Source organism: Stenotrophomonas sp. WZN-1 (assembly GCF_002192255.1).
Classification (GTDB): domain Bacteria; phylum Pseudomonadota; class Gammaproteobacteria; order Xanthomonadales; family Xanthomonadaceae; genus Stenotrophomonas.
Genome location: NZ_CP021768.1, coordinates 1,020,013 through 1,040,688, shown reverse-complemented (window position 1 = coordinate 1,040,688; position 20,676 = coordinate 1,020,013). Strand labels below are relative to the sequence as shown.

General features: G+C 66.5%; 21 protein-coding genes and 1 tRNA gene. 11 read left to right on the top strand and 11 right to left on the bottom strand.

Translation table 11 applies throughout. The features are described from left to right. Positions 1-65: 65 nt before the first annotated feature. The 6 genes from fabG to CCR98_RS04790 form a co-directional block, all read right to left on the bottom strand. On the bottom strand, positions 66-809 hold the full coding sequence (fabG, locus tag CCR98_RS04815) for a 3-oxoacyl-ACP reductase FabG (RefSeq protein WP_087921703.1): 744 nt from the start codon (positions 807-809) through the stop codon (positions 66-68). Between the two features lie 81 nt (positions 810-890). Then, positions 891-1,835 (bottom strand): ACP S-malonyltransferase, encoded by a 945-nt coding sequence (gene fabD / locus CCR98_RS04810; RefSeq protein WP_014036190.1) that lies wholly within the window; start codon positions 1,833-1,835, stop codon positions 891-893. 136 nt (positions 1,836-1,971) lie between these two features. Beyond that, complete coding sequence (locus tag CCR98_RS04805; RefSeq protein WP_087921702.1) at positions 1,972-2,754, bottom strand: serine/threonine protein phosphatase; 783 nt, start codon at positions 2,752-2,754, stop codon at positions 1,972-1,974. Positions 2,755-2,831: 77 nt separating this feature from the next. After that, on the bottom strand, positions 2,832-3,809 hold the full coding sequence (locus tag CCR98_RS04800; protein ID WP_049443384.1) for a beta-ketoacyl-ACP synthase III: 978 nt from the start codon (positions 3,807-3,809) through the stop codon (positions 2,832-2,834). A 91-nt stretch (positions 3,810-3,900) separates the two neighbouring features. Further along, positions 3,901-4,095: a 50S ribosomal protein L32 gene (gene rpmF, locus CCR98_RS04795; RefSeq protein ID WP_004154640.1), complete on the bottom strand. Its 195-nt coding sequence runs from the start codon at positions 4,093-4,095 to the stop codon at positions 3,901-3,903. A gap of 107 nt (positions 4,096-4,202) precedes the next feature. Beyond that, positions 4,203-4,712, bottom strand: coding sequence for a YceD family protein (locus CCR98_RS04790; RefSeq protein WP_087921701.1), 510 nt, complete (start codon positions 4,710-4,712; stop codon positions 4,203-4,205). Positions 4,713-4,825: 113 nt separating this feature from the next. Between CCR98_RS04790 and CCR98_RS04785 the strand changes: the two genes are divergently transcribed. After that, positions 4,826-5,395 carry a Maf family nucleotide pyrophosphatase gene (locus CCR98_RS04785; protein ID WP_087921700.1) on the top strand — a complete coding sequence of 190 codons (570 nt, stop codon included), beginning with the start codon at positions 4,826-4,828 and terminating at the stop codon, positions 5,393-5,395. 43 nt (positions 5,396-5,438) lie between these two features. On the opposite strand, the gene CCR98_RS04780 is transcribed toward CCR98_RS04785, so the two are convergent. After that, on the bottom strand, positions 5,439-7,274 hold the full coding sequence (locus CCR98_RS04780; protein ID WP_087921699.1) for a glycosyltransferase family 39 protein: 1,836 nt from the start codon (positions 7,272-7,274) through the stop codon (positions 5,439-5,441). A gap of 42 nt (positions 7,275-7,316) precedes the next feature. Between CCR98_RS04780 and CCR98_RS04775 the strand changes: the two genes are divergently transcribed. Genes CCR98_RS04775 through CCR98_RS04760 form a run of 4 tightly spaced genes read left to right on the top strand, consistent with a single transcriptional unit; the run spans position 7,317 to position 11,683 of the window. Next, positions 7,317-8,270, top strand: a complete 954-nt coding sequence (locus CCR98_RS04775; RefSeq protein WP_014036185.1) for a MoxR family ATPase — start codon at positions 7,317-7,319, stop codon at positions 8,268-8,270. A 23-nt stretch (positions 8,271-8,293) separates the two neighbouring features. Beyond that, positions 8,294-9,217 carry a DUF58 domain-containing protein gene (locus CCR98_RS04770; RefSeq protein WP_198361077.1) on the top strand — a complete coding sequence of 308 codons (924 nt, stop codon included), beginning with the start codon at positions 8,294-8,296 and terminating at the stop codon, positions 9,215-9,217. Continuing rightward, positions 9,210-11,159 carry a DUF3488 and transglutaminase-like domain-containing protein gene (locus CCR98_RS04765; RefSeq protein WP_087921697.1) on the top strand — a complete coding sequence of 650 codons (1,950 nt, stop codon included), beginning with the start codon at positions 9,210-9,212 and terminating at the stop codon, positions 11,157-11,159. Before CCR98_RS04770 ends, CCR98_RS04765 begins: the two co-directional genes overlap by 8 nt. Next, a complete protein-coding gene (locus CCR98_RS04760; RefSeq protein ID WP_014036182.1) occupies positions 11,156-11,683 on the top strand; it encodes a Slp family lipoprotein in 528 nt (175 codons plus the stop codon). The genes CCR98_RS04765 and CCR98_RS04760 overlap by 4 nt, the downstream gene beginning before the upstream one ends. Positions 11,684-11,787: 104 nt before the next feature. On the opposite strand, the gene CCR98_RS04755 is transcribed toward CCR98_RS04760, so the two are convergent. The 4 genes from CCR98_RS04755 to dnaX form a co-directional block, all read right to left on the bottom strand. Continuing rightward, positions 11,788-12,147: a histidine triad nucleotide-binding protein gene (locus CCR98_RS04755; RefSeq protein ID WP_087921696.1), complete on the bottom strand. Its 360-nt coding sequence runs from the start codon at positions 12,145-12,147 to the stop codon at positions 11,788-11,790. Between the two features lie 66 nt (positions 12,148-12,213). After that, a complete protein-coding gene (recR, locus tag CCR98_RS04750; RefSeq protein ID WP_087921695.1) occupies positions 12,214-12,813 on the bottom strand; it encodes a recombination mediator RecR in 600 nt (199 codons plus the stop codon). A gap of 111 nt (positions 12,814-12,924) precedes the next feature. Beyond that, positions 12,925-13,245 carry a YbaB/EbfC family nucleoid-associated protein gene (locus tag CCR98_RS04745; protein ID WP_004154630.1) on the bottom strand — a complete coding sequence of 107 codons (321 nt, stop codon included), beginning with the start codon at positions 13,243-13,245 and terminating at the stop codon, positions 12,925-12,927. 6 nt (positions 13,246-13,251) lie between these two features. Then, positions 13,252-15,306 (bottom strand): DNA polymerase III subunit gamma/tau, encoded by a 2,055-nt coding sequence (dnaX, locus tag CCR98_RS04740; protein WP_087921694.1) that lies wholly within the window; start codon positions 15,304-15,306, stop codon positions 13,252-13,254. 143 nt (positions 15,307-15,449) lie between these two features. Between dnaX and CCR98_RS04735 the strand changes: the two genes are divergently transcribed. From CCR98_RS04735 to CCR98_RS04710, 6 genes are all read left to right on the top strand, one after another. Next, positions 15,450-15,542: transfer RNA gene (locus CCR98_RS04735), tRNA-Ser, on the top strand. Positions 15,543-16,019: 477 nt separating this feature from the next. Further along, positions 16,020-16,376: a hypothetical protein gene (locus tag CCR98_RS04730; protein ID WP_157721500.1), complete on the top strand. Its 357-nt coding sequence runs from the start codon at positions 16,020-16,022 to the stop codon at positions 16,374-16,376. Next, positions 16,373-17,428 (top strand): OmpA family protein, encoded by a 1,056-nt coding sequence (locus tag CCR98_RS04725; RefSeq protein WP_087921692.1) that lies wholly within the window; start codon positions 16,373-16,375, stop codon positions 17,426-17,428. Before CCR98_RS04730 ends, CCR98_RS04725 begins: the two co-directional genes overlap by 4 nt. A gap of 536 nt (positions 17,429-17,964) precedes the next feature. After that, positions 17,965-18,237, top strand: a complete 273-nt coding sequence (locus tag CCR98_RS04720; protein ID WP_014036176.1) for a hypothetical protein — start codon at positions 17,965-17,967, stop codon at positions 18,235-18,237. A 112-nt stretch (positions 18,238-18,349) separates the two neighbouring features. Further along, positions 18,350-19,879 carry a pilus assembly protein TadG-related protein gene (locus CCR98_RS04715; protein WP_332454984.1) on the top strand — a complete coding sequence of 510 codons (1,530 nt, stop codon included), beginning with the start codon at positions 18,350-18,352 and terminating at the stop codon, positions 19,877-19,879. After that, positions 19,876-20,661: a hypothetical protein gene (locus CCR98_RS04710; RefSeq protein WP_087921690.1), complete on the top strand. Its 786-nt coding sequence runs from the start codon at positions 19,876-19,878 to the stop codon at positions 20,659-20,661. Before CCR98_RS04715 ends, CCR98_RS04710 begins: the two co-directional genes overlap by 4 nt. The last annotated feature ends 15 nt before the right edge of the window (positions 20,662-20,676 follow it).

Genomic DNA, 20,676 nt, shown 5'->3' with positions numbered 1-20,676 from the left:
GCCTTGCATTGCAGCAAAAACCTTCGAAGATCAACCACTTGCGGCGCAATCCCTGCGCCCCTTGCTTACGGCATGTACATGCCACCGTTCACATGGAGGGTTTCGCCGGTGATGTAACCGGCAGCCGGGCCGGCCAGGAAGGCCACCGCATGAGCGATGTCCTCCGGCGAACCCAGGCGTTCGAGGGCGATGTCGTTGATCAGCGCAGTACGCGCTTCTTCCGGCAACGCCTTGGTCATGTCGGTGTCGATGAAGCCAGGTGCGACAACATTGACGGTGACACCGCGCGAACCGATTTCCTTGGCCAGCGACTTGCTGAAGCCGATGATGCCGGCCTTGGCCGCGGCGTAGTTGGCCTGGCCGGCATTGCCGGTCACACCCACCACCGATGCGATGTTGATGATGCGGCCCTTGCGCGCCTTCATCATGCCGCGCATCACCGCCTTGCTGGTGCGGAACACGCTGGTCAGGTTGGTGTCGATGATCGACGCCCAGTCCTCGTCCTTCATGCGCATCAGCAGGTTGTCGCGGGTGATGCCGGCGTTGTTGACCAGGATCGAGATCGGGCCGAATTCCTTGGCGATGCCGTCGAGCACGCTGTCCAGCGCGTCGGCGTCGGTAACGTTCAGCGCGCGGCCGTGACCGCCGTGGGTGGCCAGGCGCTCACCAATCGCGGCAGCGCCGGATTCGGTGGTGGCGGTACCGATGACGGTGGCGCCCTGGGCGGCCAGCAGATCGGCAATGGCGGCACCAATGCCACGGCTGGCGCCGGTGACCAGTGCGATTTCACCCTGCAGGGGCTTGCTCATGATGTTTTCCTCAGGCTGGGACGGCCGCCGCACCCGTGCCGCTTGCCGCGGCCACCGGTACGGTCGGCAGGAACAGGGAAATCAGGCCGACCATGCCTCACGGGCGGCTTCGAAGTCGCCCGGCGTGGCCAGCGAACGGCCGTCGATGGCCTTGTCGATGCGCTTGACCAGGCCGGTCAGCACCTTGCCCGGGCCGCACTCGGCGATCTGGGTGATGCCACGGGCGGCCAGCGCCTGCACGCAACCGGTCCACTGCACCGGCTGGTACAGCTGCTGGACCAGCGCGGTACGGATCGCGTCGATGCCGCTGTGGATCTGGGCGTCGACGTTCTGCACCACCGGCAGCTGCGGCGCCTGCCAGGACAGGCCGGCCATCACTTCGGCCAGGCGGTTGGCGGCTTCGCGCATGAGCGGTGTGTGCGAGGGCACGCTGACGGCCAGCTTGACCGCCTTGCGCACGCCCTTCTCGGCCAGCAGCGCCAGCGCACGATCAACCGCATCGGCGTCGCCACCGATCACGATCTGGCCCGGCGAGTTGAAGTTGGCCGGCACCACCACCTGGCTGCCTGCGGCTTCGGCGCAGACGTCCAGCACCAGCTGGTCTTCGGCACCGAGCACGGCGGCCATGGCGCCGACACCGGCCGGTGCGGCTTCCTGCATCAGCTGGCCACGCAGGCGCACCAGGTGCGCGCCGTCATGCAGGCTCAGTGCGCCCGCGGCGACCAGGGCGGTGTACTCGCCCAGGCTGTGGCCGGCCAGCACCGACGGGCGCGGACCGCCTACGGCGTTCCAGGCGCGCCACACGCCGATGCTTGCGGCCAGCAGGGCCGGCTGGGTGTATTCGGTACGGTTGAGCATTTCCTCCGGGCCACCCTGGGACAGCGCCCACAGGTCGACGCCGGCACCATCGGATGCCTCGGTGAAGGCTTCACGCACCTGCGGGTGCAGTTCGGCCAGCTCGGCCACCATGCCCACAGACTGCGAGCCCTGGCCGGGGAAGACAAAAGCGAGGGTGGATACGGTCACGCGGTCATCCGCTTGTTGCAATCGAAGCGGGCCATGATAAGGGGGAACATGCCGTGTCGTCTGTACGTGCGCGTATGCACGCGTATGGTGGGCCAGCCGCGGAACGCCGCCGGGCATGGCCCGGCGGACGCAACAGTCAGCAGAACAGCTGCAGGACGTCCAGATCGCCGTCGGCGAGGAAATCCACGCACAGGCCCAGCAGCATCAGCACGCCAGCGGTGCTGGCGCCATGGGTGATGAAGATCGAATGGGCCAGCGCGCGCGCCGAATGGCCCAGCTTCATGCAGACCCTGGCCAGGCTGCGCAGGCGGCCACTGACCGCATGCACGTGCTCGCGCACCGGCGCCTGGGCCTCGCCCATCGCTTCAGCCATCATCGCCTGCAGGTGCTCGGGGCGGTCGGCGTAGTACTTGGCCACGCCGTAACCGAACATCAGCCAGTCGCGGGCCTGCGCTTCGGACAGATCCATCACTTCCAGCGGATCTTCCTCGAAATCAATGAAGCCGACCTGCTGCCCATCCCAGGTGAGATTGCGCGGCAACGGCTGGCCGAAATAGGCGCCGCGGGCATGCGCTTCGGCGATGGCCTGCATCGCCGCCATCACCAGCCGATCGCGACCGGCCTCGTCGGCTTCGCGCAGACAGGTATTGAACGAACTGCCGTTGTCGCCAATTACCAGCGCGGCATGGCCAGTGCCAAGTACGTCAGGTACGTTCACACCCTGTGCCTGCAGCTCTGCAAGACGGCGGGCTTCGGTCTCGCGCGCGGCGTCGCCACCCCGGTGCGGCGGTGGGCGCAGGGCATCGAGATGGAAACGGCGGGCAACAAAATTGAGCAGGCCCAGGGCCATTGCTCGGCTTCCCTTGCCGTACTGCTTCAGCCAGGCACGCTGCCCTTCGATGACGATGGGCTCAACCATGACAGGTCCTCCTTAAACGCGTTACGGCCCCAGAGGGGCCGCAACGACAAAGCTTCACATTGTCGTAACTGGCACTATCAATAGCGCAGCAGGGCCGAACCCCAGGTGAAGCCGCCACCAAAGGCTTCCAGCAGCAGCAGCTGGCCGCGCTCGACCTTGCCCGAACGCACGGCGGCGTCCAGCGCCAGCGGCACCGAGCCTGACGAGGTATTGCCGTGCTTGTCGACGGTCACCACGACCTGGTCCATCGACATGTCCAGGCGCTTGGCGGTCGCTTCGATGATGCGCAGGTTGGCCTGGTGCGGGATCAGCCAATCCAGGTCGGACTTGTCCAGGCCGTTGGCGGCCAGGGTCTCGTCCACGACCGAGTCCAGCGCCTTGACGGCGTACTTGAACACGTCGTTGCCCTTCATGTTGATGGTGCCGCCACCGTTGGCGCCGTCCTTGAAGCCGGTCGAAACGCCAACCGGGTTCCACAGCAGCTCCTTCTTGCTGCCATCGGCATGCAGGTGGGTGCTGAGGATGCCGGTGTCTTCGTCGGCCTTGAGCACGACGGCGCCGGCGCCGTCGCCGAACAGCACGCAGGTGGTGCGATCGTTCCAGTCGACCATGCGGGTCAACGTTTCGGTGCCGATCACCAGCACGTGTTTGCAATCGCCGGAACGGATGAACTTGTCAGCCACGCCCAGCGCGAACACGAAGCCCGAACAGGCCGCGTTGACATCGAAGGCAGGGCACCCGGCCACACCGAGCTTGGCCTGGATCAGGCACGCGGTGGACGGGAAAATGAGATCAGGCGTGGTCGTGCCGACCACGATCATGTCGAGCTGCGAGGCATCGATGCCTGCGGCTTCAAGCGCGCGCAGGGCGGCGTTGTAGCCAAGGTCGCTGGTGGTTTCGCCTTCGGCCGCGATGTGCCGTTCACGAATTCCGGTGCGCGACTGGATCCACTCATCCGAGGTTTCGACCATTTTTTCCAGGTCGGCGTTGGTCAGGACTTTTTCCGGCAAATAGCTACCGGTGCCCGCGATCCTCGAATAGATCCGCTTGCTCATCATGTTTCCTGTTGCGCGGGCCGCCGATCACCGGCACGCCCGGGAAAGAAGGCAAAGGCCGCTGCCCGGAGGCAGCGGCCTTCCCGGCACATCAATCTTCTTCGACGGCCGAGGTCTTGGTCTGGATGACCTTCTTGCCGCGGTAGAAACCATCGGCAGTGATGTGGTGACGCAGGTGCACTTCGCCGGTGGTCGGGTCGGTCGACAGCTGCTTGGCGCTCAGGGCGTCATGGGCACGACGCATGCCGCGGCGGGACGGGGTGACACGGGATTTCTGCACAGCCATGGGATTGCTCCAAACTCGGTTCGATTTGCTTCGTCGTATCGTCGCGCAGGACGCCAGCGCCCAGCACACTTTCGCTTTCGCCGCAGCCGCCGACGACAATCCGGCTGCTATTGTTTCTTCAGTGCTGCCAACGCCGCAAACGGGTTGGCCTTCTTCGTTTCTTCTTCGCTCGGTGCCCAGTCCTTGTCGACTGCCTCACCGTCGGGCGACAGCGGCACCACAGGCACCGCCAGCACCAACTCGTCCTCGACCAGGTCCAGCGGGCGGAGCTGGCCGTCTTCCGGCACCAGCAACGCCTCGTATTCCTCCGGCAGGGACGATTCCTCGCCCTCGTCGCGGATCAGGCCAAGCCTCTGGGTCATCTTCACCGGCAACAGGAATCGCTGCATGCTGCGCTGACAGGTCAGCGGCAACGCGGTGTCGATGGTCAGTTCCACATAGGATACCCGCAAGACGTCGTCGCGACCGAATTCAAGCGAGTAGACACACTCGCCGTCGGTATCTGCGACCAACCCCTGCAGGCGGGTCAATTCAGCCAAGGAGACCTGGCCGTCGAAGCGCCTTCGCGCTACAACCATCCGCCAGGCATCCAGCGTTTCGGGCACGTTCGCGGACATAAGCCGCTGAATACTAAGGATCGCGCCGCCCGCTGTCAAATGCCCGCCCTACAGGACTTGCCGCTGGCGCCGTGAAGGGGCCAGACTGCCGCGCCCTGCCCCGGTATTGTCACATGTCACTGGTCCTGGCCTCCACCTCCCGCTACCGTCGCGAACTGCTGGAACGGTTGGGCCTGCCCTTCGACTGCGCACGCCCGGACGTGGATGAGACCCCCCTGAATGGGGAGGCTCCGCTGGCCCTGGCCACGCGCCTGGCCGCCGCCAAGGCCGCCGAGGTGGCCGCCCGCCACCCCGACGCCTGGGTGATCGGCTCGGACCAGGTGGCCGACCTGAACGGCCAGCCGCTGGGCAAGCCGGGCACGGCCGAGGCGGCCTGTGCGCAGCTGGCGGCGATGTCCGGGCAGACGGTGCGCTTTCACACGGCGATCAGTCTCAGGCGGGATGGAGAATCCCTGGCCGCCCTGGATCTGACCGAAGTACGCTTCCGCGTGCTGGACCCGCAGGAGATCACGCGCTATGTCGCCGCCGAGCAGCCACTGGACTGCGCCGGCAGCTTCAAGTGCGAGGGCCTTGGCATCAGCCTGTTCGAGGCGATCGACAACCGCGACCCGACCGCGCTGGTCGGCCTGCCACTGATCGCGCTGTGCGGCCTGCTGCGCCAGGCCGGGTACGCCGTGCCCTGATCTGCTGCGTCGAGCATGGCACGACGCTAGAAAAGCAGGGACCTCAACGGACCTCGAACGGCTGCTCCTGCCACGCCTCCACACTGCCGTCGCGCCCGTGCAGGCGCAGGCCAAGCCAGTGCCGGCCCGGCGCCAGCGTGGTGGTATCCAGCGATGCGTCGAAGCCCACCGCCGGATGCTGCGGATCGGTGCTGTCCGGCCAGGTGTGGCGGATGTCGAACATGCGCCCGTAGCGCGCATCACCGATCGAACGGCCATCGACCAGCACTTCGACGCGCGCCAACCCGACGCCATCCTTGAATGCCCAACCCTTGATGGCGAGCGTTCCGGAGACCTTCTCACCGTTGGACGGCGCATCCAGCCAGGCCATTGCCGGCGTCACGCAGGGCCCCTGCGCGCGCTGCACCGGCAGCCGGAACAGCAGGAACCGCTGGAAACCATGATCACTGCTGACAACGCGTGGCGCCGGCATCGGCCCCACCTGCTCGCAGATGGCGTGATAGCGCGCCAGCAGATCGCGGTAGCGCTGGTCGCTGGGTGACAGCACCAGCAGCATCGGCGTACTGCGCGGGCCTTCGTGCAGCAGGCCCCACTGTGCCAGCTGCGCGGTCCGCCCATGCTTGTCATTGAGCGGATGCGGCAACACCTCGATATCACCATTGCCCAGCTGGAAGCCCAGTTCGGCACCGACCTTGAAGTTGCCCGCCAGCACGCGCGTGCCCGGCGGCATCTGCCGCAGTTCATCGCGCACCGCTACGGCCAGCGGCTGCCAGCCGGCAAAGTTGCGCGGGTAGTACTTGCTGCCGGCCATCTGCTCGCGCAGCGCCGGCGTGGACGCCATCAGATAGTAGCCGAAGGCCAGTACGGTGCCTGCAGCCGCCAGCCACCAGCCGGTACGGCGCAGCCAGCGCGGCCAGCCGTTGAGGACCACCGGCACGGCCACCAGCAGCGCCAGGTAGCCCGGCAACGGCCAGTGGAAACTGATCCGCTCGACATCGGTGAAGAAACCCAGCAGGAAGATGCCCAGCGTCGACACCCCACCCACCAGGCCGAAATAGCGCCACTGCACCCGCGTACCACCACCGATGCGGGTACCCGCCAGGGCGACCTTCCACATCGCGATGCACAGGATCGGCGTCACCAGCATCGGCTGGATCACCAGGAACCACAGCCCCTCCCACTCGAACGTCCACGGGTGGCGCTCCACCACCTGGAACTTCAGGCCGGCATCATGGTTGTCTGCATTCCAGGCCAGCAACGGCAGCCAGGCCAGTACACCCACTGCCAGCGCCACCCATACGCGCGGGTCGGCCAGCATGCGGCGGCCCTGCGGCAGCGCCAGCAGCGCAATGAAGCCGACACCGATGACGCCAATGAAACGGTAGTGGCTGAGCGCACCGATCAGCAGGCCCAGTGCCAGCTTCATCGCCGACGACGCATCCACGTTGTGCAGCAGGCGCGCCCCGGCGTGCAGGCAGATCACCGCCGCCAGCGCCATCGGCACATCCGGCACGGCCAGCAGGCCCAGCGTGGCCGACAGTGGCATCAGCAGGGTCAGGCTGCCCGCCTGCCACCCCGCGACGTTGCCAAACCAGCGTGTGGCGATGCGCACCACCAGCAACGGCAGCAGCGCACCGATGGCCAGGAACGGCAGGCGCAATGCCAGCACATGATGGCCACCGATCTCCACGCCCAGGCGTGCAAGCCACGCCGTCAGCCCCGGCAGGTCGGAATAGGCAGCGGCCAGGTGCTGGCCTTCCTGCCAATAGAACGCTTCATCGACGAACAGCGGCAGGCGCGCAGCCACCACCAGCTTGGCCGCTGTGATCAGCGTCCATAACCAGAGAAATATTGTCCGCGCGCGCTGTTCGCCTTGCATTGCTCTATGGATAATCGAATGGATTCCAGACCTGAGACGATCATGCCAGCCTCGTCCCCCAATCCCAGCATGCTAACCGATCAACTGCGCCAGGCCCTGCGGGAGGCACAGGATCAGGTGAACGCACTGGTGCTGGGCAAGGTGCCGGAAGTCAGGCTGGCCTTTGTCGCCCTGCTTTCCGGCGGCCACCTGCTCATCGAAGATCTGCCTGGGCTGGGAAAGACCACGCTGGCACATGCACTGGCCAGCAGCCTCGGCCTCAGCTTCCAGCGCGTGCAGTTCACGTCCGACCTGTTGCCGGCCGATGTACTGGGCGTTTCCGTGTACGAGGCCGGCAGCCGCCAGTTCCAGTTCCACCCGGGACCGGTGTTCACCCACGTGCTGCTGGCCGATGAGATCAACCGCGCACCGCCGCGCACGCAGAGTGCGTTGCTGGAAGCGATGGCCGAGCAGCAGGTCACCCTGGACGGACAGACGCATCCGCTGCCCGACCCGTTCTTCGTGATCGCCACGCAGAACCCGGTCGACCTGTCCGGCACCTTCCCGTTGCCGGATTCGCAGCTGGATCGTTTCCTGCTGCGCCTAGCGATGGGCTATCCGAGCGCGCAGGCCGAGCGCGAGCTGCTGCGTGGCAGCGATCGCCGCGACCTGATCGCACGCGCCGTGCCGAAGCTGGACGACACCCAGGTGCGTGCGCTGCGTGAAGCGGTTGGCCAGGTGCATGCCAGCGACGCGCTGATCGACTACGTGCAGGCCCTGCTGACCCGCAGCCGCCAGCACGCCGGTGTACGCGTGGGCCTGTCACCGCGCGCCGGACTGGCCCTGCTGCGTGCCGCCAAGGCGCATGCACTGCTGCTCGGCCGCGGGCATGTGGTGCCCGAAGACGTGCAGACCCTGTTCGTGGCCGTGGCCGGCCATCGCCTGGTGGCCGAGGCCGAATCCAGCTCCGGGCCGGCACTGGCGCGGGCGATCCTGCAGACCGTCGCGGTGGACTGAAGGTGGCCACACGCTGGGCACGCATGCAGCTGCTGGCACGCCCACGCAGGCCCGAAGCCTTGCCGCAGCGACTGGATCGCCATCGCATCTATGTACTGCCGACCCGCTTCGGCCTGTTCGTCGCCACCCTGCTGTCAGCGATGCTGCTGGGCGCATTGAACTACAACAACAACCCGGCCCTGCTGCTGGCCCTGTTGCTGGCCGCAGCGGCGATCGCCAGCGCCATCGCTGCGCACCTGCAGCTGTCCGGCATACAGATCGATGCAATCTCCGCCGAACCGGTTCCGGCCGGGCACCCCCTGCGCCTGCGCGTGGACCTGTCGCTGCGCGACCCGCGCGCGCGCCATGGGCTGCACCTGCAGCTGGGCGGAAGCGAGGCCTGGGTTGCACTGCCTGCACACGGTCGCGGCGAAGTGGAGCTGGATGTCCCCAGCGAGCGCCGTGGCTGGCTGGAACTGCCCCGCATCCGCCTGTCGAGCACGCAGCCGCTGGGGCTGGTGCGGGCGTGGTCATGGGTGTGGCCGGAGCAGCCACTGCTGGTCTATCCACTGGCCGAGGCACTGGCACCGCGCCTTCCGGAAAGTGGCAGCGATCCACTGCTCACCCGCGCCCACGCCAGTGGCGATGAGCTGCATCAGCTGCGTCCCTATCGTGCCGGCGACGCCCCGCGCAGCATTGCCTGGAAACACTCGGCACGCCGCGACAGCCTGCTGGTACGCGAGTACGAAAAACCGATCGGCATCGACGTGGTGCTGGACTGGCGCACGCTGGCACCGCTGGGCCATGAAGCGCGCATCGCGCGGCTGGCACGTTGGGTCGACATGGCCGAGCGCGAAGGCCGTCGCTACACGCTGCTGCTTCCGGCTCATCCACCGTTCGGTCCCGGCCAGGGCGCCAGCCACCACCACCTGTGCCTGCGCGCACTTGCGCTGATGCCCCATGACTGAGCCTGCCATCCTGCTCGATCGCAACGCCCGCAGCTGGACCCTGGCCAGCGCAGCGCTGGCGCTGCTGCCGCTGCTGCTGCAGCTGCCGCCGATACTGGCCATCGTGATCGCGATCGCCGCCGTGCTGACCGCTGCGCTTTCCTGGCGGCGCGTGCTGCCGGTGCCGGTGCGCCTGCTGCTGGTGCTGGCCATGCTCGCCACCATTGTCTGGCAGATGGGCATGGTGCGGCCGGGCCGTGATACCGGCTGTGCCCTGCTGGCGGCGATGCTGGCGATCAAGTCCAGCGAGCTGCGCAGCCTGCGCGATGCGCGCAGCCTGCTGGGCTTCGCGCTGTTCTCACCCTTCGCGGCCTTCCTGCTCGACCAAGGACCGCTGACCACTGGACTGGCGGCGCTGGCCGCGGTTGCCGCACTGCTGGCCCTGCAACGCCTGGCCCAGGACGAAGGCCACAGCCCACGCCTGCCACTGCGCGGCCAACTGCGCGGCGTCGGCCGCCTGCTTGGCATCGGCCTGCCGCTGGCACTGGCCTGCTTCTGGCTGTTCCCGCGCTTGTCCACGCCGCTGTGGGGCGTCCCCGAACGAGCGGTGGGTACACCGGGCCTGGCTGACAGCATGGCGCCGGACCAATGGTTGGACCTGATGGCCGACGACACTCCGGCGCTGCGCGTGCAGTTCTTCGGCGCGGTGCCCGAGCCCGCGCAGCGCTATTGGCGCGGCCCGGTGCTGACCTCCTTCGACGGCCACCGCTGGAGCCGCGATCGCGCGACGGCCCGGCGCCCCGCCCCCATGGTCGAAGCCGCCGCACAGGGATGGGACTACCAGATCGACTACGAGCCCACCGACCGTCGCCTGCTGGTGGCCCTGGACCTGCCCAGCCGCGCACCGGAAGGCAGCAGCTTCGATGCGGACATGAGCCTGCGCAGCGACCGCACGTTGTCCGCGCTCAGCCGCTGGCGGTTGCATTCGGCGCCTCCGCAACGGTTCGACACCGATCTGTCGCCCTACCTGCGCCGCGCCGCGTTGCAGCTTCCGCCCGGCTTCAATCCGCGCACTGCCCAGCTGGCACAGCAATGGCGTCAGGAGGCCGGCAGCGATGACGAGGCCATCGTCCGCCGCGCGCTGCAGTGGATCACCCGCGATTTCTCCTACACGCTGGAAACCCCGGTGGCCGGGCGCGACCCAGTCGACGATTTCCTGTTCAACTATAAGGCCGGCTTCTGCCAGCACTTCAGCTCGGCCTTCGTGGTGCTGATGCGCAACGCCGGCATTCCGGCCCGGGTGGTGACCGGCTTCGCGGGTGGCACCCGCAACCGCATCGGCGACTATTGGGTGGTGCGGCGCATGGATGCCCACGCCTGGGCCGAAGTCTGGCTGCCCCAGCGCGGCTGGGTCCGGGTCGACCCGACTGCGGCCGTGGCACCGGAACGCATCCTGGACACATTGGACGACCGCCTGCAGGCCGGCACGGAGACTCCGCTGCAGCAGCGCTGGCTGCAGCTGGGGCAGATGGGCGACTGGCTGCGGCGCGGCTGGAACGATCTGGTGCTTTCCTTCGACGCACGCCGCCAGCAGCAGCTGCTCAAGCCGTTCGGACTGGATGATCTCGGGCCGGCGCAGCTGGTGGCCGGCTTCGTGGTCGCCGCGCTGCTGGCATTGGCGTGGATGGCCTGGCTGCTGGCCCGCGGCGAGCGCGAGCGCGACCCGCTGCTGCGCGCCTGGCACCGGCTGGGGCGCCGCTATGCACGCCTGGGCCTGGCCCGCGAACCCAACGAGACGGCATGCGACTGGTCACGGCGGGTACACGCCCAGCGCCCCGACCCCGCTCTGCTGGCACTCAGCCAGCGTTTCGCCGACGCGCGTTACGCTGGAACTTGCACCGACCTCGCTTCATTATTGCGGGACCTGCGCAGGCATCGCCCGACTTCCGGAGCCTCCCCATGAACACCAAGTTCCTTCTCACCGCTGTGGCCACGCTGGCCCTGTCGGCCTGCGCCACGGCCCCCAAGCCGCTGCAGGGACAGTTCAGCCTGGTCTCCCCGCGCGACTCGGTCGCCACCCAGCAGGTCGGCACGCCGGTCCGTTGGGGCGGTCGCATCATCGAGACCAAGCCCGGCCAGGGCGAGACCTGTTTCCAGATGATCTCGCGCCCGCTCAACGCCAGCGGCCGCCCGAACACCACCTCGTCCGACGCCAGCGACGGCCGCTTCATCGCCTGCCGCGCCGGGTTCTACGACCCGGCCGTGTTTGAAGCCGGCCGCGACGTGACCTTCATCGGCAAGATCGACGGCTACCAGAACACCCGCATCGGCGAGTACGACTATCGCCTGCCGAAGCTGTCGGCCGACGTGATCTACCTGTGGCCGGAACAGCGCCAGGTCGATGTGGTGCCCTACCCCTATGGCCCGTGGGGCCCGGGCCCGTATGGCCCGTACTGGGGCGGTTACGGCCGCTGGGGCTGGTGGTGATCGCCAGCCGGCATGCGTGATCGAAAAAGGCCGCCTTCGGGCGGCCTTTTTTTCATCCACGCATCGCATGGATCCACTGCGGGGCAAGGGTGGATGCCGGGCGCTCAGCGCCCCGGCGAACCGAAATGCCCCAGCGGCGCACCGGCCAGCAGGTGCATGTGGATGTGGAACACGGTCTGCCCGGCATGCTCGCGGCAGTTCATCACGATGCGGTAGCCGTCCTGCGCGAAACCTTCGCGGCGCGCGTACTCGGCGGCGGCCAGGGCCAGCTTGCCGATCAGGTGCGCCTGCGACGGCTGCAGGTCGTCCAGGGTCGGGATGATCTCGTTCTTCGGAATGAACAGTACGTGCACCGGCGCCTGCGGTGCGATGTCCTTGAAGCCCAGCACCTCGTCGTCCTCGTAGACGATGGTGGCCGGGATCTCGCGACGGATGATCTTGCTGAAGAGGGTTTCGTTGCTCATGGTCGGCCTCGGCGGGATGTCTTCCGCATTGTAGGCCGGACACGCCGGGCGCTGCCCGGACAACGCTCAGTCGCGGAATTCGCTGCGCGTGCCGAACGCGTGCGACAGCGTGCCGCGGTCAACGTATTCGAGCTCGCCACCGAGCGGCAGGCCCTGCGCCAGCCTGCTGGGCTGCACTTTGCGCGCGCGCGCCAGCTGCGCCAGGTAGTGCGCGGTGGCTTCGCCTTCGACGGTGGCACTGGTGGCGATGATCAGCTCCTGCACCTCGCCTTCGGCCAGCCGCTGCTCCAGCTGCTCCAGGCCCAGCTCGCGCGGGCCGATGCCATCGAGCGGCGACAGCCGGCCCTGCAGCACGAAGTAGACACCGCGGAAGCCGGTCGCGTTCTCGATCGCCAGGCGGTCGGCCGGCGATTCGACCACGCACAGCTGGCTGCGCTCGCGGCTGTTGTTGGCACAGGTCGGGCACAGCTCGGTTTCGCTGAAGTCGCGGCATTGCGCACAGTGGCCGATGCGTTCCACCGCCAGCGCCAGGGCTTCGGCCAGTCGCTGGCCACCTTCGCGCTCGCGCTCGAGCAGGTGGTAGGCCATGCGCTGTGCGGTCTTCTGGCCGACGCCAGGCAGCACCCGCAGTGCGTCGATCAATTGTTCAAGCAGGGGTGCGGACACGGCGGCATGCTTTCATGGCGTCGAGCAAGCTCGACAACTACGTGTAGAGCCGAGCCATGCTCGACTGAGGGTTGCAGCGGGCGCCTGCAGCGACAGGCGCGCCGCCAGGAATCAGAACGGCAGCTTCATGCCCGGCGGCAGCTGCATGCCGGCGGTGGCCGAACCCATCTTCGACTTCGACTCGGCATCGATCTTGTTCGAAGCATCGTTGAAGGCGGCGGCGATCAGGTCTTCCAGCATCTCCGGGTCACTGGCCAGCGACGGGTCGATGCGCACCTTGCGGCATTCCTTGGCGCCGGTCAGGGTCACGCTGACCATGCCGCCACCGGCACTGCCGGTCACCTCGATCTTGGCGATTTCTTCCTGGGCCTTCTGCAGGTTTTCCTGCATCTTCTGGGCCTGCTGCATCAGTTGGGCGATATTGCCGCGCATAGTGTCTTACTCGTCAAAAGAACGGATGGAATCGGAAACAACCCGGGCACCGTGCTGTTGGATCAGCACCTGTACTTCCGGGTCGTCCATGAAAACAGCCTCTGCCACCTGCTGCCGCTCGCCACGCTGGCGGTCGGCACGCTGATGCAGGGTCTCGGCCGGAACGTGTTCGGTTTCCACGGTCTCGACCACGATCTTCGGCGCCTGGCCGAGGGCCTTCTGCAGCATCTCGCCCAGGGCAGCCAGCGCGCGCTCCGAGCGCAGGTATTCAAATCCGGGCGAAAGGCCCAGTTTCAAGGTTCCATGCTGGCAGCTGATGAACGCGGCGTTGGCGGCCAGCTGCCGCGAGGGGCCGCTCAGGCCGCTGTTGGCGACCAGATCCAGCCAGTCTTCGGCAGTGGCCAGCTCGCTGACACCTTCCTGCGGCGCGGTGGCATGCGCCGGGGCCGGCTTGGCATGTTCGGCCGGGGCAATGGCAATGCCTTCGGCGCGGAACGGGCGCTCGGGCGGCGCAGGCTCGCTGGGAGCCGCGACGGGAGCCGGCGGTTCGTGCCAGGGCGCAGCCATGGCGGCGTCCGGGCCGGACATCTCGGCCGCCAACGCCTCGTCACGCGCCTCGGCTTCGCCGGTGGCCCAGGGCGGCAGGTCGTCGCTTGACTCTGCAGTGACGGCAGGCGCCAGCGCTTCTGCCTCGGCCTTCACCGGCGGCGGTGACACGGGCTCTTCCACCGGAACCGGCTCGGGCTCAGGCGTCGGATCCGGTTCCGGTTGCGGGGCCGGCTCGGGTTCGGGTTCAGGTTCGCGCGGCGCAACCTGCACCGGCGCGGCCACCGCCGGGCTGGCCGAAGCGGCGGCAGCAGCCGGCGTCGCATCGTGGCTACCGGTACCGGCGCCACTGCCGGCAGCGCTGCCACCCGGCGCGCCGCCCACCGCGCCGTCGACGGCCTTCGGCACCGGCGGTACCGCTGCGGCCGGACGGAACGCCAGCATGCGCAGCACCGCCATTTCAAAGCCCGCGCGGGGGCTCGGTGCCAACGGCAGGTCGCGGCGGCCATTCAAGGCCATCTGGTACCAGAGCTGCACCACTTCCGGGCGCAGGCGCTCGGCGAATGCCGCCGCATCCAGGCCTTCCGCGGCGGCGGCGCCCGGCACCAGCTGCTGCACCTGGATGCGGTGCAGCCCTTCGGCCAGCGCTTCCAGCACGCCACTCCAGTCCGGCGAAAACTCGGCCAGCGCGGCCACCACCTGCAGCAGGCGCGGGCCATCGCCCTCGGCCAGCGCATCGAGCATCGCCGCCACCTGGGTGCGGTCCACGGTACCCAGCATGGTGCGCACCACGTCCTCGCGCAGCGCGCCGCCGGCATAGGCGATCGCCTGGTCCAGCAGTGACAGGCCGTCACGCAGGCTGCCATCGGCGGCCTTGGCCAGCTGCACGATGGCGCTGCCGTCGGCCTCGATCTCTTCGGCCGCCAGGATGCGGGTCATCTGGCCCTGGATCTGGTCTTCGTCCAGGCGCTTGAGGTTGAACTGCAGGCAGCGGCTGAGCACGGTGACCGGCAGCTTCTGCGGATCGGTTGTGGCCAGCAGGAACTTCACATGCTCCGGCGGTTCTTCCAGCGTCTTCAGCAGCGCATTGAACGCCGCCTTGGACAGCATGTGCACTTCGTCGATCAGGTAGACCTTGTACTTGCCGCGCGAGGGCATGTACTGCGCGTTCTCGATCACCTCGCGCACGTCGTCCACACCGGTGTTGGACGCGGCGTCGATTTCCAGCAGGTCGATGTAGCGGCCGGCGTCGATGTCCAGGCAGGCGGCGCACTGGCCGCACGGATCGGCGCTGGTGCCCTGCTCGCAGTTCAGCGACTTGGCGAAGATGCGCGCGATGGTGGTCTTGCCCACGCCGCGGGTGCCGGTGAACAGGAACGCGTGGTGGACCCGGCCGCTGTCCAGCGCGTTGCTGAGCGCACGGACCACGTGTTCCTGGCCCACCAGCTCGGCAAAACGCTTCGGACGCCACTTGCGGGCAAGGACGAGATAGGACATCAGGCCACCGTTTTCCATCGGATGTTCCATTGTGCCATGCCTGTCCAGCCCCCTCGCCACCCATTGCCATGGATACGCCCTTGATCGGGGTGCTTGTGTCCGGCCGCGCCGCCCGCTAGAATCTGCGCCCCTGCTGAGGCGTTTGCCGATGGCAGGGATCCGGAGAGGTGTCCGAGTGGTTGAAGGAGCACGCCTGGAAAGTGTGTAAGCGTCTAAACCGCGCTTCGGGGGTTCGAATCCCCCTCTCTCCGCCAGACAAATGAAGAAGCCGCCCTCTGGGCGGCTTTTTTATTTGGCTGGCGGAGAGCATCGGGCGAAAGAAGCCCTGCCGGGGTTCGACGGTTCCGCAGGAGCAGAACCGAACCGCCGAAGGCGGGTCCCGGGGCGCAGCGCGCACCGGGATCGGGTGCATGGATGCACCCGACAATCCCCCTTTCTCTGGCCGGGAACGCGAAGAACGCTGCTGCGCAACGTTCGGGGCCCTCCTTGCCGGCCTCTCCCCGCTCCTGATCCATCAGTAGATCCACGCCGTGCGTGGATGCCGGGCCGGCCACCCCGCTTCCAGGTTCGACGGCCGTCCAACGACAGGTTCTGCTCCACCTCACGGCACCCCGCCCCTCCTGTCCACGCGCTGAGCACTGGCCGTGCCGTCGCGATGCAACGACACGCTGGCACTCACTGCCTGTTGCTATGCTCGGGCCACAGGGGATTGATGCCCGCCAACGGGCCGGATGAGGAACATCAACATGCGGTATTTCATGACGAAGCTAGTGATCACCTCCGCCTTGCTGATCGGCAGCGGCACCGCAGTCGCACAAGGCGGCGGCGCGGCGCAGTTCGGCGCACTGGGAGGCACGCATGCAGGCAACGCCCTGGCGTGTGGTGCAACCCCGGAACAGGCCGCCAAGCTGCGCGCGAGCCACAAGGCACAGGCAAAAACTGTGTTCGGCTCAGAAGCGGGCTTCGACCAGGCCTATGACACGGCCGAAGCGCAGACGCAGAAGAAGATCACCGATGCCTGGAAGAAGGGCCAGTACAAGCCCACCAGCGAAGTCTGCAACGAACTGATGAAGCAGGTGCGTTCATGATGCAGAAGCACGGATCGACGATGTCCGCAGTGCGTGCGAGCCTGTTGGCCGCCAGCCTGGTGCTGGCACTGGGTGCCTGCAAGCGCGCTGGTGAAGCGCCCGCAGAGGGTGGTGCTTCATCGGCCGCACCATCCAGTGCCGCCGCAGGATCATCGCCCGAGGCTCCGCCGGCCACGAATGGAAACGAGAAAGCCACTGCTTTCAACGTTGCCGACCTTCCGGTATCCCAGGCGACCATTGGCAGCTTCCCCTATCTCGGGCTGCCGCAGGGCTACGCCAGCCAGGACGTCGTGGACAGCGAATTCGATCGCGTACCGTTCTGGACCGGTGATCGCGTGGAATGGATTGAAGGCAGGATTCACTCTTCGGTACTGCAGAGCAGCGGCGATCACCCATACTCGCAACTGGAACTCAGCCGCAATGTGCAGAGCCTGGTCGAGGCCCTGGGTGGCAAGCGCATTTTCTCCGGCACCATTCCCGCCGATGCATCACGCGACATCGGCAACAGCAAGGCTGCGACAACCTATGTCGGCGGCATCGGCGATATCTACAACGAACCCGCGGAAACCTATGTCATCCATCGCGAAGATCGCGATATCTGGATTCACCTGGGCTCGGGTGGAAACGCCGGCGGCCTGCTCGTCGCAGAGACAAAGCCGGTGCAGATCACGGCCAAGGTCATTGAAGCCGACAGCCTGAAGCAGGCACTGGACAGCAGTGGAAAGGTATCCATCCAGGTGAACTTCGCAACCGACGCCGCCGAGATCCTGCCCGATTCGGAACCGCAGATCGCGCAGGTCATCCAGCTGCTGAAGGCCGACCCGCAGCTTCGTCTTTCCGTGGAAGGACACACCGACAACAGCGGCAGCCCATCGCACAACCAGACGCTCTCGCAGGCGCGTGCGGAGTCGGTACGCACGCGTCTTGTCAGCAGTGGAATCGCAACCGATCGCCTGAGCGCGAAAGGCTATGGGCAAAGCCAGCCGGTCGCCGACAATTCAACCGATGAAGGGCGCCGCGCCAATCGTCGCGTGGAACTGGTCAAGCGCTGATATCACCACGACGTTACTGCGCTGAAGCGATACGAAAAAAGCACATGCCCTGCATGTGCTTTTTTCTTTTCCGCGCCGCACGGCCATCCGTTTCATCGCGGATCCGGCGAAGTAAATGCATTCGAATCCATCATTCGATTTGAATACGAACAAGGCTCTCCACGCAGCATCTGGCGCGCCAGAATTCCGACACACCCAGCCCCTGCGTGACATAAATGTGTCAGTTGAATGTTAATTTCATTGACGAAAATGGGCGCATCTAGCTCAAAATTGACGCGTTTATGTGCAGACAATTGTTAATTTGCAGTATGCATCACACTTTCAAATATTTCATTGCATATCGGAAAAACCTGACTTGTATCGTCAATTTTCTGTCGATAGGCTTGGCCCCGTTCTCGAACGAGCGACAAATTTTCGACGAACCAGGGTGTGAGCTTCCTGTCTTTACCTCGCCCTGCCATTAATCAGGATCCCCCAGCGGACACGCCGAATATCCCGCACCCCCGGGAGGATTCCTGCCATCAAGGAGGAAATACATGGAACGCAGCCGTCGTCACATCCGTTTTTCCCGTAAGCAGGCCGGTCAGGGCATGACCGAGTACATCATCATCACCGCGCTGATCGCCATCGCCGCGATCGGAGCCGTCACCTTCTTCGGAGGCACGGTTCGCAGCCAGGTGGCAGGCATGTCGAAAGAATTGTCCGGCCAGAGCGCAACGCAGTCGATCAATCGCGCGAAGAACCAGGCCAACAGCGCCCAGCAGGAAGCTGACAAGACCAAGGGCATGGACGCGTACAAGAACAAGTAATACCCCAGCCCTGGCGGCATGAGGCCGCCAGGGCCCTCCCAGCATAATCTCCCTGCGTGCACCGAACGCGGCGCGCGACGGGCAGCCATGGCCTCCGGCCCAGGAATTCGTTATGCGCAGCGCATTGGCTTTGGCACGAAGCCGTGCGGCCCGGGGCGTTTCCAGCCACCGAACGGTCGCCGGCCAAGCAATGGTTCTCGGGCTGGCACTCATTCTGGTTCTGTGCATCGGGATTGTCCTGCTGTTCAACACGGGGCAGGTGGTGAACAAGAAGGTGGAGCTGGTCAATGCGGCTGATGCAGCCGCCTATAGCGTTGCGATCCAGCAGGCGCGCGCACTGAACTATGCGGCCTACATGAACCGTGCCCGGGTTGCCAACGAAGTGGCCGTGGCACAGACGATCAGCCTCTATTCGTGGCTGAACCAGATGCACACCACGTCGATCGTCATCCGCACCACGCTGGATGTGCTCTCCGCCATTCCCTACATCGGCGTGGTGTTCAAGGCACTGGCAACCGCCTTCAAGGTCGCCGAACGCATTCTCAAGGTCACCCGACAGGCGTTCCAGCCTGTCGCGCAGGCGGCCATCATCGCCATCGACAAGCTCAACATGATGTTCGCTGCCTCGGTGCAGCTCGTCATCGAAGGCGTATCGCGGCTGGACAGCTACACCATCGCCAAGGATGTACTGCAGCGGAATTCACCGCAGGCACAACTGGGCACCATCGGAACCGCGGTGCTCGGCACGCAGCTGGCCACGGCCGAGAACCGGCTGCTGCAGCGCTACAGCATTCCCCGCACCGCCAACGGTGGCTCGGCCACGCAACGCCAGGGCGCCGACCGCTTCCGCAATGTGGTGATGCAGTCGCGCGATGGCTTCAGCAAGAGCCGCAGCGATGATTTCCTCGGCTTCCTGGTGCAGTCCGGCGGCACCGACATGGTCGACTACAACCGATGGGCAGCGCTGGACACCATGGCCGTCGAGCTTCCGCTGCCCTGGCCGCTTTCCGATATCGACATTCCGGTCGGCTGGGGCGGCGCGCAGGCGGTGGAAAGCTACCGCAACCAGCGCTTCCTCAATGGCTTCGGCAACGGCAACGGCTGGTACTCGGACTGGGACCGCCGCCGCTACCGTCCGTATGGCGAAGCGGTACGCCGCAATCGTGGCGCGGCGTGGATTGTCGACCGCAGCCAGGATGCCAACGTGCGCTTCGCCAACGGCCAGCATCGCAAGGCCTTCTTCACCGGCTACAACGGCCTGCGCGACTATCACGACGTCAAGGCCGGGCAGGCACTGCAGCCCTACGCCGAGAATGATCGTGACCGCGACAAGGTCGGCCCGGTCTTCACCATCTATGCCGAGACCGCCGGCGCCAGTGCGCGCACCACCTCCGGCGCCGGCATCGGCGCTCCGGCCGGCTCGCAGATGGAACTGCCGGACAAGATGGCCAACAACAAGATCGCCGCACTTTCCTCCGCGCAGGTGTTCTTCGACCGTCCGGTGCAGCTGCGCATGTTCAGCCGCGATGACCGCAAGCGTGAAACCGGAAACCTGTTCAGTCCTTACTGGCAGGCGCGACTGGTCAAGACCGATGCCACCACCAAGGCTGCCCTGGCGGCAGCCGGAGCCCTGATGCCATGACGTTTGCTGTATTCAATCGCCTGCACCTGTCGATCGCCACACTGCTGATCAGCGGCTGTGGCAGCGCGGCGGACAACGGTGAGCCGGCCGCTGCCAAAAACATGCCCGGCATCCATCTTGACCAGATTGCCGAGACCCTGGTGGATGGCCGCAATGCGGCACGCACCAGCTACCAGCAGGCACTGAGCGACTGCCAGGCGGCCGGGCTGCCGACCCGCGCGCTGGATGACGCCGACGTCGCCCGCCTGGGGACCGTCCGTTACGAAGCCTGGCTTTCCAGCAAAGAGGAAGTGTTCCGTACCCGCGAGTGGCGCCTGCTCAACGATGGCCCGTCGACCAGCTGCCAGTTCCGCCTGGAGACCACCGGCCTGCAGGAGACCCAGAGCGCCTCCGGCGTGGAGCAGGTCGATCTGGCAACGGGAGAGCGCAGCCAGTCCCCTGCCGACAGCGACGGCCTCGCCCGCTTTGCCGCAGAAGCCGACGAAGGCACCGCCTCGCCGGGCTTCCAGCGCGCGGGCAACCGCAGGGTCGCCGGCCAACCGTGCAACGCGTGGAAAGACGAGAACGGGCGGTTCAGCCAGTGCGTGTGGTCGGCCGGTGCCAGCTGGGGCTTCACCCCCGGTGCGCTGAACGACTACCGGCCGAGCCGCTACGCCATTGTCCTGGAGCAGGAACCCCTGGACGGCAATGGCACCCGCCTGACCACGCAGCGCATGACGGTGGGCCAACCCTTTGAACGCGGCGACCTCGAGGTACCGCGCGAACCGTCCTCCCAACGATGACCTGCTGAGGTAGCC